Origin of the sequence: Paraburkholderia antibiotica, assembly GCF_012927125.1 — a bacterium.
Lineage (GTDB): Bacteria > Pseudomonadota > Gammaproteobacteria > Burkholderiales > Burkholderiaceae > Paraburkholderia > Paraburkholderia antibiotica.
This window is the reverse complement of record NZ_JABBFZ010000022.1, coordinates 110,931-122,456: the sequence shown is the minus strand read 5'-3', so window position 1 is coordinate 122,456 and position 11,526 is coordinate 110,931. Positions and strand designations below refer to the sequence as shown.

11 protein-coding genes and 1 tRNA gene are annotated in these 11,526 nt (G+C 65.1%); 4 read left to right on the top strand and 8 right to left on the bottom strand.

Annotated features, from left to right (window positions below; genetic code table 11):
• Nucleotides 1-215: 215 nt before the first annotated feature.
• Nucleotides 216-677 (bottom strand): hypothetical protein, encoded by a 462-nt coding sequence (locus tag HHL14_RS27560; protein WP_169500765.1) that lies wholly within the window; start codon nucleotides 675-677, stop codon nucleotides 216-218.
• 415 nt (nucleotides 678-1,092) lie between these two features.
• On the opposite strand from HHL14_RS27560, the gene HHL14_RS33855 reads away from it, so the two are divergent.
• The 4 genes from HHL14_RS33855 to dhaK all read left to right on the top strand — a co-directional run bounded on the left by HHL14_RS33855 (nucleotide 1,093) and on the right by dhaK (nucleotide 5,225).
• Nucleotides 1,093-1,542: a hypothetical protein gene (locus HHL14_RS33855; RefSeq protein ID WP_169500753.1), complete on the top strand. Its 450-nt coding sequence runs from the start codon at nucleotides 1,093-1,095 to the stop codon at nucleotides 1,540-1,542.
• Nucleotides 1,539-3,071 carry a M81 family metallopeptidase gene (locus tag HHL14_RS27550; protein ID WP_169500752.1) on the top strand — a complete coding sequence of 511 codons (1,533 nt, stop codon included), beginning with the start codon at nucleotides 1,539-1,541 and terminating at the stop codon, nucleotides 3,069-3,071. Before HHL14_RS33855 ends, HHL14_RS27550 begins: the two co-directional genes overlap by 4 nt.
• 78 nt (nucleotides 3,072-3,149) lie before the next feature.
• Nucleotides 3,150-3,226: transfer RNA gene (locus HHL14_RS27545), tRNA-Val, on the top strand.
• 277 nt (nucleotides 3,227-3,503) lie between these two features.
• Nucleotides 3,504-5,225, top strand: a complete 1,722-nt coding sequence (dhaK, locus tag HHL14_RS27540) for a dihydroxyacetone kinase subunit DhaK (RefSeq protein WP_169500751.1) — start codon at nucleotides 3,504-3,506, stop codon at nucleotides 5,223-5,225.
• A gap of 158 nt (nucleotides 5,226-5,383) precedes the next feature.
• Here the strand turns inward: dhaK and HHL14_RS27535 are convergent, their stop codons facing one another.
• The 7 genes from HHL14_RS27535 to mnmH all read right to left on the bottom strand — a co-directional run bounded on the left by HHL14_RS27535 (nucleotide 5,384) and on the right by mnmH (nucleotide 11,498).
• Entirely contained in the window at nucleotides 5,384-5,680 is a 297-nt protein-coding gene (locus HHL14_RS27535) for a YciI family protein (RefSeq protein ID WP_169500750.1), read from the bottom strand.
• 29 nt (nucleotides 5,681-5,709) lie between these two features.
• On the bottom strand, nucleotides 5,710-7,053 hold the full coding sequence (locus tag HHL14_RS27530; RefSeq protein ID WP_169500749.1) for a short-chain fatty acid transporter: 1,344 nt from the start codon (nucleotides 7,051-7,053) through the stop codon (nucleotides 5,710-5,712).
• A gap of 135 nt (nucleotides 7,054-7,188) precedes the next feature.
• Nucleotides 7,189-8,241 carry a cyclase family protein gene (locus HHL14_RS27525; RefSeq protein WP_169500748.1) on the bottom strand — a complete coding sequence of 351 codons (1,053 nt, stop codon included), beginning with the start codon at nucleotides 8,239-8,241 and terminating at the stop codon, nucleotides 7,189-7,191.
• A gap of 72 nt (nucleotides 8,242-8,313) precedes the next feature.
• Nucleotides 8,314-9,057 (bottom strand): IclR family transcriptional regulator, encoded by a 744-nt coding sequence (locus HHL14_RS27520; RefSeq protein WP_169500747.1) that lies wholly within the window; start codon nucleotides 9,055-9,057, stop codon nucleotides 8,314-8,316.
• A gap of 128 nt (nucleotides 9,058-9,185) precedes the next feature.
• Nucleotides 9,186-9,320: a hypothetical protein gene (locus HHL14_RS33625; protein WP_018424239.1), complete on the bottom strand. Its 135-nt coding sequence runs from the start codon at nucleotides 9,318-9,320 to the stop codon at nucleotides 9,186-9,188.
• A gap of 33 nt (nucleotides 9,321-9,353) precedes the next feature.
• Nucleotides 9,354-10,409, bottom strand: a complete 1,056-nt coding sequence (locus tag HHL14_RS27515; RefSeq protein WP_169500746.1) for a permease — start codon at nucleotides 10,407-10,409, stop codon at nucleotides 9,354-9,356.
• A 21-nt stretch (nucleotides 10,410-10,430) separates the two neighbouring features.
• A complete protein-coding gene (gene mnmH, locus HHL14_RS27510) occupies nucleotides 10,431-11,498 on the bottom strand; it encodes a tRNA 2-selenouridine(34) synthase MnmH (protein ID WP_169500745.1) in 1,068 nt (355 codons plus the stop codon).
• Nucleotides 11,499-11,526: the final 28 nt, after the last annotated feature.

Below are 11,526 nucleotides of genomic sequence, written 5' to 3'. Positions count from 1 at the left end.
ACGCTGAGCTGGCAACCAGCGCAATGCGCTGCGAAACGTATCACCGCCAGCACTACACCTCTCTTTACTGCCCACCGGTCCGCAGCGCGTCCGCGTAGCCCGTCAGTTCCAGATACGCACGTCCCACGGCAATGGGGCCGCGTTTTACCCGCATCGCGCTGCCGCAATCGCTGCGAACTCTTCCCAAGTCTCCTTCAGCATATTGCCCAGACCCGCTAAGCCCGTTTGCGCACCGGTGCAGAATCGGACGCACCCGCAATAAAACGGTCGAGCCGTTCGCTCGCTTCCGTGATCGCCCAGAGCGGCGCGCGATGCAACTGCCGGTCGTAATTCGTCGCGATCGACGCAAAAAGCTCGAACCCCGCCTCGTCCAGCTTCCATTCATCGCGTTCCCGGCCGATGCCGAACGCTGCCGACGCCGTTTGATCAGCGGCATGAAACTCTTCGCGACTCATCGCACCGAAGCCTGCTTCGGCCAGATAGGCGGTCAGCATCATGATCTGCGTGAGCGTCTGCGCGTCGGTCTTGCTGCCGGCGCCCCGGCGTAATGCGTCGAGCGACAGATGGACCCGCAACGCGAGATCGTCGGCGACTTGACGGGCGATCGGCAGAAGCATCGCTTTGGCATGCCGTGCGCGGGCCGCGCCAGTGTTGCGGAAGGGAATGGGTTGTGCCATGGAGGTCAAATGGTTTGCCTGAGCCAATGCAATAACGGCTCGCTTCGCAAAAGGTTGAGCCTTGATTGCAATTAACTCGCACGCGCTGACGAAAACGTTTGCCGACGCTCATTTCCGTGTAGATCGCCATCGCACGGGGACGGCTTGGCCGAGCCAATTTTCCCCGTGTCACAACTAACCTCGATGCTGCGGCATCGAACGATACTGACCTTGCTCAGGCTGATGCTTACGCTTACGCGTAGAAAGCATCGCCGGTCCGGCCATCTCGCTCGACGGCTTCGCCACTCGCCAGCTCAAACCTCTCTATCATCACAACAGAGCAACGCCGAATCGCGGCAAACGCAGCCAGCAAACGCAGCCAGCAAACGCGCCGTGCCGCCGACATCCACGCTGTCTTCCCCGCAAGGAAGCATCGATGCAAGCTGATTCATCCACTGCTGCCGCGGTGCTTGCCGAGTTGCGGGTTGACGGCGTGAGGCTATGGGGCAGTCGCATGCGACTCGCGCGGATCGACACGATCGACCAGGGCGACATCTACCGCCTCGCCCTGACCGAGCTCGATCGCAGCGCATGCGACCTGTCCCAGCCGATCGTCGTCACGCCAGTCGCCCGCATCAAGCGGAACGCATGCCACGGGGCGTTGTCCTCGATGGAGATAAGCCGCAGCGCATACCTCAGCGTGCTCCATCTCGCACACATCGCACCTGCTTGGATAAACGTCGTGCCATACAAGGGCGGCACCAGCTATGGCGAAATCGAAACGAAATCGGCAACGCTCGCACCAGTCACCCGAACGCAGGCTGCAACACATCCCTGCAGTCGATGTCGAACGCCATGTCAAAAAGCCAGGAGCGCCTACGTATGAAGATCCTGATCGCGCGGATGAATCACGAGACCAACACGTTCTCGCCGGTCGGGACGCCGCTTGCCGCATTCGGCCGCGACGGTCCAAGTTACGGTCGCGCTGCGTTCGATGACAACAAAGGTATGCAGACCGCGATGGCCGCGTTCATCGACGCCGCCGAGCGCGCGCATGCCGAGATCGTCACGCCGATCTCCGCGTCGGCGAATCCGAGCGGTCCGGTCGAAGCTGCCGCGTACGACGCGATTTGCAACGCGATCGTCGCGGCCGCGAGCGGTTGCGACGCCGTGTTGCTCGATCTGCACGGCGCGATGGTCGCGGAAAATTCGAGCGACGGCGAAGGCGATCTGCTCGCCCGCGTGCGCGCGGCGCTGCCTCATGCGCCGATTGCGGTCGCGCTCGATCTGCACGGCAACGTCACGCAGAAGATGATCGACAACGCGGATGTGATCGTCAGCTTCAAGACCTATCCGCACGTCGACATGTACGAAACCGGCGCGCACGCGGCGCGGCTGCTGTTCGAGATGATCGACGGCCGCGCGAAACCGGTGCTCGCCTGGCGGCAGCCGCCGCTGCTCACGCACACGCTGCGCAGCGCCACCGCCGAGGGCGCGATGCAACGCGCGGTCGAGGCCGCACGCGCCGCCGAGGCCGACGGCATGCTCGCGGTATCGGTGCTGGCCGGATTTTCGCTCGCCGATATCGCGGCGCCGTGTATCAGCGTCGTCGTCGTGGGCAAGGGGGAGCGTGCGCAGGCCGAAGCGGTCGCCGAGCGCATTGCGCGGCAGATCTGGCGCGAGCGCGACGATTTTGTTTATCGCAGCGAGCCGCTGGCCGAATCGGTCGCACGGGCGGCGTCGCTCGCAATCGATGCCGGCAAGCCGGTGCTGCTGCTCGATCACGGTGACAACTGCATGTCGGGTGGCACCTGCGACACGATGGATCTACTCGAGGAAGCGTTGAAGCAGGGGCTCGAAGGCATCGTCAGCGGACCGTTGTGCGATCCGCAGGCGGTCGCGGCGTTGGCATCGGCGGGCGTCGGCAGTTCGGTCACGCTGACGATCGGCAACAAGCTCACGAGCGACAATAAGCTCACGAACAGCACGTCGGGCACACCGCCGGCCCATACATCGCCAGCACACACACCGCTAGCCGTGAGCGGCGTCGTGCGCGCACTGACCGACGGCGAATACGTGATCAGCGGTCCGACCTACACTGGCCAGCGCGCGTACATGGGACGCGCCGCGGTGCTCGATACCGGTACCGTGAAGCTCGTCGTGACCGAGCGCACGCATGAGCCATGGGATCTCGGCGTGTTCGAAAGCGTCGGCATCGATCCGCGTCGCGCGCGTTTTCTGCTGCTCAAATCGCGCATGTATTGTCGGCCGGTTTTCGTACCGATCGCGGCGGCGCTCGTCGAATGCGATAGCCGTGGCGTCACGAGTTCCGACTATGATCTGTTCCGCTTCGAGCACGTGACGCGACCGGTTTATCCATTGGACCCACGCACCGAATGGATCGCGGAGAACTGATCGCGACGTATGCATCGCGATAAAGCGCGCGAAGGGCTTGTGCTGTTCGCAATGAGTCTCTATAATTCGCGCCTCTAAAGGCTCGTAGCTCAGTTGGTTAGAGCACCACCTTGACATGGTGGGGGTCGTTGGTTCGAATCCAATCGAGCCTACCAACGCATCTGTGACGTAGACGAAAGCGGTGTCGCTTTCGTCTACGCTCCAGTCAAACGCAGTACTCCTCGCAGTTTCTTCATTCCGCTTTACCTCTCCCTTCATTGTCTGCAGCACGGCTCAATGCACGTTGCGTTCGCGCATGCATTCTGCTCACGCACGCTCTCGCATCGTCGTTGGCCGAGGCGCGGTACAGTTAGGCCTTCCGCTTTCGCTATCGACTCGACTGCCGCGCGCATCGTCACGCGATGCCCGACAGTATCCAACGGAGCTGACGCAATGAAGAAGCTCATCAACGATGTGTCCACCGTGGTCTCCGACATGCTCGACGGCCTCGTGGCGCTCAATCCCCAACTCTCGCTGTTACAGGGCGGCACGATCATCGTGCGCGCCGATGCCGAGGCAGCGGCCGCGCGCGGCGAGATCGCGCTGATCTCGGGCGGCGGCTCGGGCCACGAGCCCGCGCATGGCGGCTACGTGGGCCACGGCATGTTGAGCGCGGCAGTGGCCGGCGAAGTGTTCACCTCGCCCTCCACCGATGCCGTGCTCGCCGCGATCCGCGCGGTGGCCGGCCCGGCGGGCGTGCTGCTGATCGTGAAGAACTACACCGGCGACCGCTTCAACTTCGGCCTCGCAGCGGAGATCGCGCGTGCCGAGGGCATCCCGGTCGAGATGGTGATCGTCGCCGACGATGTCGCGTTGACCGCGAGCGGCGATCACGCGGGACGTCGTGGGCTCGCGGGAACGGTGCTGGTCCACAAGATCGCGGGCGCGGCGGCCGCGCGTGGATTACCGTTGAGCGAAGTCGCGCGGCTCGCGCGCGAAGCCGCCGCGTCGCTCGGCACGATGGGCGTCGCGCTGACGCCGTGCACGGTGCCGGCCGCGGGCAAGCCGGGCTTCGAGCTGGCCGATGGCGAAATCGAATGGGGGCTCGGCATTCATGGCGAGCCCGGCGTCGCGCGCGGCGCGCTGGAGCCGGCGGACGCGATCGTCGGCAAGCTGCTCGCGAAGATCGTCGGCGATCTCGCGTTGCGGGCGGGCGAACGCGTGACGCTGCTCGTGAACAATCTGGGCGGCACGCCAGCGAGCGAACTGAATATCGTCGCAGGGGCCGCGCTGCGCGAACTCGACAAGCTCGGCATCGTGGTCGAACGCGCGTGGGCCGGCACGTTTCTGAGCGCGCTCGAAATGGCCGGTGTATCGCTGACGGTGTTGCGTGTCGACGATGAGCGCCTCGCCTTGCTCGACGCCGCCGCGCAGACGAGCGCGTGGCCCGCGTCGAGCGGCCGCGTTGCGCGGGTGTCGGTACGCGCTGCGCCGGCCGCGCCGCCGCCAGCCAGCGGCGCGACGCTCGCGCGTGACGCCACGTTGCGTCGTGCGATCGAAGCGGTATGCGCATGTCTGCTGCAAGCCGAGCCGACGTTGACCGAGATGGACCAGCGCGTCGGTGACGGCGATCTCGGCATCAGCCTCGCGCGCGGCGCCCGCGCGGTGCAGCAGGAACTCGACGCGTATGCGGCCGAAACGATGCCGGGCACGGTATTGCGCAGCATTTCCGCGACGTTGCGGCGCGTGGTGGGCGGTACGTCCGGGCCGTTGTACGCGGTGATGCTGCTGCGGGCGGCGACCGCACTCGAACAGTCGGAGGAGTTGGAGAAGTCCGGCGGCATCGCGGCGCGGCAATGGTCGACGGCGTTCAGCGCCGGTGTCGATGCGTTGATGGAATTGGGCGGCGCAAGTCCAGGCGATCGCACGATGGTCGATGCATTGAAGCCCGCCGCCGATGCATTGCAGAGCGCGCTCGCCAACGGCGCAGCGACGGATGCCGCGTTGCAAGCCGCCGTCGATGCCGCGACCGACGGCGCATCGCGTACCGCGTCGATGCATCCGCGGCGCGGACGGTCGAGCTACGTCGGCGATCGCGCGCTCGGTCACGCCGATCCGGGCGCGCATGCGGTAGTGTTGTGGCTGGCGGCGATTCGCGAATCGCTGGCGAGTTAGCCACGCAAGCAGAAGCGGTTAACGGCTATACGTGCCATACGCGCTGCATGTGCGCAGCATGTACAACACACGCCGTTAGCCGCATGCGCGAGACAGAGCCAAGACCACTCACGAAGCGAAGCGACGCAAAGCAACGCAACACGCCGAATCGAACCTCCCTACAAACAACACTCCCCATCGAAATAAGCCTTGCGCCAGCGCGTAATCGTCACGCGTTCGAACAGCCCGGCCGATGAAAACGGATCGGCCGCGATAAAGCGCTCGGCCTCCTCGCGCGTGTCCACATCGATCACATACATGCCGCCGCCCGCACCGCTGCCGTCGTCGTTCAGCTTCGCGCCGCAAGCGAGCAGCAGCGGCTTGTGCTGATCGAGATACGCGAGATGCGCATCGCGCTCGCGGATGCGCATGTCGGCGTGACCGGACTTGTCGAACGTTTCGATGATGTAGGGCATCAGACCTCCGATTGAGTTGACCAGGCGTCTCAACGCCACGCGAGAATCGCCACGGTGTACACGATACCGATCCAGAACATCATGATGACCGTATAGCCCATGATGTCCTTCAGTTTGAGCTTCGAGAGCGCGAGAGCCGGCAGAATCCAGAACGGCTGCACGAGGTCGTTCCACGCGTTGCCGAGCATCACGGCGGTCGCGGTGTGGCCGACCGACGCGCCGAGCGACTGCGCCGCCTCGATCATGAACGGCCCCTGGATCACCCAGTGACCGCCGCCCGACGGCGCGAAGAAGTTGATGAAGAACGAACTGACGAGACCCCAGAACGGCAGCGTGGCGGGCGTCGCGATCTTCACGAACCAGTGCGAGAACGTGTTGACGAGACCCGACGACGCCATGATCGCCATGATCCCCGCATAGAACGGGTACTGCAGAATGATGCCGCTGATCGTGCGGATCCCTTCGTTCAGTTTCTCGACGTAGCGGATCGGCGTGCCGAGCAGGATGATGCCGAGAAACAGGATGATGAAGTTGATCAGGTTCAGATCCATCGAGCCGCCGCCGTGGAAATACAGCACGACGTACACGATCCCGGCCGCGCCGATCAGATAGCTGAGCAGCCGGCTGTTGTTCAGGCGATGCGCGAGCGTGCCGCTTTCGTCGCTCGCTTCCGCTGCCGGCTGCGATGCGTGCGCGGCGGTTTGCGGCGCGTCGTACAGCGCGTGGTCGATTTCCTTGACCGGTTGCCCCGGCTTCGGATGCAGCCATGCATTGAGCAGCGGCAGCGTGACGATCACGACGAGACTCGTGATCAGCATCGCTGGTGAGAAGATCGTCTCCGCGAGCGGAATCACGCCCATCTGCGCTTCCATCGGATGACCCTTCGTCGAGATCAGCACCGGAATGCTGGCCGACAGACCGAGCCCGTACATCGTGAAGCCGCTATAGGCGGACGCGATGATCAGCGGGTAATGCACGCCCTTGATGCTCATCGCGAGTTTGCGCGCGACGATGCCGCCGATCACGAGCCCGAAGCCCCAGTTCAGATAGCTGCCGATGCCGCCGACCAGCGTCGCGACGATCACCGCCATGCGCGGATCGTGCACTCGCGCGACGACCCGATCGAGCAGCCGCTCGGTCAGCGGCGCGGTCGCGAGTACGTAGCCCATCGCAAGAATCACGGCCATCTGCGTGGTGAACGCGAGCAGCGCCCAGAAGCCCTTGCCCCAGCTAAGCGTGAGCGCGGTGAGCGCCTGGCCTTGCACGAGTACGGCGAGGATCATCGTGAGTAGCGTGAGGCCGATCGCGAAGACGAATGGATCGGGCAGATACCGGCGCATCAGCTCGGTAAAGAAAGCGGTGATCTTCTGCATGTGACTGTCCCTGAATCTGGTTCTTGTTGTGGCGTTGCGTGGTTGCTTATGTGAGTCGAAGCGAGAGGCGCGAGCGGACGCGTGGAAATAGTTTGGCCAGGGACTCCTTACGATAACAAAGCGTGAAAACGCGTCTCAGACCGTCGCGATCGGCGTGACAGGCGAGCCGACCGCGCCAGGCAATCGCAACGGCGGCGCCGTCAGCATGAAGTGCGAGCGACCGTTCGCGCGCAGCCATGCGGCCAGGTCGCGCAGATACCAGAGTTCGCCGAGCGGCAAGCCGAGCTTGAACAGACAGTGGTGATGCAGCGGCAGCAACGGATGCTCGCCGGCTTCGACGGGCGGGCGCGCCGGATAGCGTTCGACCGCGTAATTGTCGGCGGCGAGCGCGGCGATGCCCGAGTCGGTGATCCATTGCAGCAGACGTTCGTCGCGGCCGTCGAGCGCGCAGCAATGGCTGTTGAGCACCGCTTCGTCGGGTTGGCGGTTCATCGCGAGCAGCATTTCGGCGAAGCCGGTGCGCAGCACCAGCATGTCGCCGCGCTCGATCTGCACGCCGTCGGCCGCGATGACGGACATCAGATCGTCGTAGCCGATCGTGCGATACGCGTTGCCGTAATGCGCGACCAGATCGATCAGCACGCCGCGTCCCTGCATGCCCTTCACCGCGAGGTTTTCGATGCCGAGCACGTCCGCGTGGCTGTGCTCGCCGCCGCAGACGTGCGGTTCGAAGCCGTCGTCGGCGCGGTACTCGACCGGCCCGACGATGTCCGTGTGCGCGCGATAGCCGTTGTAGTAGACGCTTTCGGGCACGCCATCGCCATCGGCGTCGAAGCGCGCGCCGACATGGGCGAGCGAATCCCATTGCGTCGAGTATTGCAGGCTGAGCAGCACCTGGTCGTCGCTGATGACGTCGGTGGCGTGAGGCTCGGTGCGCGCGAACGGGAAATTCACATAGGGTAGGCCGTCGCGGGACGTGGGCCGCAGCACCGGCGGATGACGGCGCGGATTCAGCTTGTTTTCGCCGGGTACGTCGAGCGGCAGCGACAGACAGAAGCTCAGGCCCGCGCGAATCTCGCGCGCGCCCTTCAGCACCTGCTCGCTGCCGATCAGATTCGGTCTGCCGAGCTGGTCGTCGGCGCCGAAGTCGCCCCAGTTCGATCCTTCAGGTCGGTTATTCCAGCGCATCGCAACGTCCTTCGCAAAAGAGGTTGGGTGTGCGCTTATCGTTCGGACAGCTATCGAACGGGAAGCGCGCTGTTACGCAAGCAGGGCCGGTGGAATCTGGCCGTAGATATCGAGCAGTGCGGCGACGGCCTCCGGCTCGTTCTTCAGCAGCCGCGCCTTCGGGCCACCGATCACGAGCGCGAACGCTTCGCCATGAATGAGAAAGCCGCGCGCGAGGCCCGCGACGTCCTCGACGCTTTGTCCGGTCGAGCGATGCCAGCCGTTCTGCAGGCCCTGTTCGATCTCGGCGTCGAGCGCGTCGCGCCCGATCACCGAGCCATCGGCCGATGTACTGAGCGGCTCGCAACTATCGAGCAGCGCGTGGCGCGCGTCGGGCGGCAACGCGCCGAGCAGTGCCTTGCCCGCCGCGCTCGCATGCACGGGCATGAAGCCGCCGGGTTCGTCGCTATAGCGGATCTTCTGGCGCGACTCGATCACCTCGAGATAGACGACGCGATTGCCGGCGAGCGTCGCGAGCGCGGCGGTTTCGCCGGTTGCGTCGCGCAGCGCGCTGAGCAACGGCTGGAACAGCAGCGTGAGCGGGTCTTCGCTACAGATGTCGCGCGCGACGTGCAGCAGCCGCTGCGTCGGGTAGTAACCGGCCTTGACGCCGGGCGCATACAGATAGCCCTTGGCGACCATCGTCTGCAGCAGCGCGTGACAGCTCGACAGCGGAATGCCGGTGCGACGGGCGATCTCGCTGTAGATCATCGGCTGCCGGACTTCGGCAAACAGGTTTATCACGTCGAAGACGCGTACGGCCGTTTTCACATCCATGAGAGCATTATCGACAGGTCGATAATGCGGTGACAATAGGATGCGACGCGGGGTATACACCTAAGCCGGTCGAAGGGCAGGTGTAAAGGAAGAAGGGCGAGGAAGGGGGAAAGCGGATGCCGCGCCCATTACGGGCGCAGCAGATCGAAGCCGGCGAACGCCACCACACCGCTCAGCGCGATCAGGGCCACCGAGTGCTGTCCGACATACAGCAGTCCGGCGGCGGACCAGCACGTCACGGCGAATGCGGCGATACGTTTCATCTTTGTTTCTACGGTTCGAATCGGAAAATCGCGTTAAAAGCCCAGCGCAACCGCCAGCAGGCCGCTGACCACGCCGCATGCCGCTACCGCGCAGGCCACCATCGTCAGCACGCGGCGCGGGAACGAACGCGCGAGCATCGCGAGCGACGGCACGCTGACGAGCGGCAGCGTCATCAGCAGCGCGCCGGCGGGGCCGGCCGCCATGCCGAATGACAGCATCGCCTGGATGATCGGCACTTCGCCGGCGGTCGGGATCACGAACAGCGTGCCGGCAATCGCCAGCGCGACGATCCACAGCAGGCTGTTGTCGATGTTCGGGCCGATATGCGGGAACAGCCACGCGCGTGCCGCGCCGAGAATCAGCACCAGCACGATGTATTCCGGCACGAGCCGCAGCGTCATGCGGCCGAGAATCTTGAGCCAGCGTGAGAACGCGGTGCCCGGATCGTCGGCGCTGACGAGTTGCGCGACGGCCGCGCGCGACGCCTCCGCTTCCTGCGGCGTGACCATGCGGTTCACCAGATAGCCGAGGCCGAACACCATCACGATGCCGAGCGCGAGCCGCAGGCCCATCCATTGCCAGCCGAGCACGAAGCTCATGAAGATCAGCGTGGCCGGATTCAGCGCGGTGTTGCCGAGCCAGAACGCAATCGCCGCGCCCGGCGCCGCTTCGCGCGCGCGCAGACCGGCGACGACCGGTGCCGCGCAGCAGGTGCACATCATCCCCGGCAACGACATCAGGCCGCCCTTCACGACGCTGCTGAAATCGGTTCGGCCGAGCGCGCGCGCGACCCACTGCGGCGGAATCAGCGCCTGCACCGCCGAGCCGAGCAGCAGGCCGAGCACCATCGCCTGCCAGATCGCCTTGCCGTAGGCGAGTGCGTAATCGAGCGCGGACTGCCACGAAGCGGCCGGCGCGCTCGCCGACCTGCCCATCAGGATCGACTTGCCGATCGAGTGCTGGCTCGCGGCGACGAACGCGCGGTTGTAGTACGGAAACCACTTCACATAGAACAGACCGACCACCGCGATCAGCAGGAAAACGATCCAGCCGAGCGCGATGCGAGGCTGCCGAAGGGTTGATTGCATGTTGGTCCCAGGTTTGTTTTGTTAGCCGACGACGAGCGCGCGGTCGTCGAGCCGCGCGAGCAGCGCCTGCGCCTGCGCGACGACGTCGGCGTCGTTCGGTCGGAAATCGAGTTGCAGCGCGTTCGGCAACTGTTCGAAATGCTGGCCGCTGCTGCGCGCGTAGGCCGGATCGTAATGCTTCAGAATCAGTTCGTGCGCGAGTTCGGCGCGCCGGTTGCCGTCGACGAGCTGCTGCCAGTCCGTCACCCGCTCGCGGCTGTGCAGGCCAATGAGCCGCTGCAGTTGCGCCTTCAGGTAGTCGGGATGGTCGAACAGATGCGCGTAGTCCTGCAGCAGGAACGCCGCGCGCTCCTCGAGGCTCGAATTCACCTCGACGCAGGCGCCGCGATGAAACGTCTCCAGCAGCGCGAGCGGCAGCGTGATCGAACCGATGCGGCGGCTTTCCGCCTCGACGAACACCGGCCGGTCCGGCTCGAAGCCGCGCAGCGCAGTGGCGAGCAGCGTATCGAAACGCTTCTGCGACGGCTGCGCCACGCCGGTGTAGGCGCCCAGCAGCGAGCCGCGATGCGACGCGAGCGCTTCGAGATCGAGCGTCTGCGCGCCGGCCTGGTTCAGCGCCGCCAGCAGGCGCGTCTTGCCGCTGCCGGTCGGGCCAACGAGCGCGATGTAGCGGAAGCGGCGCGGCAGCGTGTCGAGTGCTTCGAGCGTCGCGCGCCGGTAGCTCTTGTAGCCGCCGTCCAGTTGCCGCGCCGACCAGCCGATCATGTTGAACAGCGTCGTGACCGAACCCGAGCGCTTGCCGCCGCGCCAGCAGTAGATCAGCGGGCGCCAGTTGCGCGGCCGGTTGGCGAAGGTGGTGTCCAGATGATGCGCGATGTTGCGCGCGACCAGCGCCGCGCCGAGCCGTGTGCCCTCGAACGGCGACACCTGCTTGTAGGTGGTGCCGACCAGCACGCGCTCTTCGTTGCTGAGCACCGGCGCGTTGATCGCGCCCGGAATATGGTCTTCGGCAAATTCGAGGGGCGTGCGGACGTCGACGATTTCATCGAAATCGCCGGCTTTGTCGAGGCTGACTAGAAGGCTTTTCAAGGGAGTAGGGACGAAACGGACCGCGGGA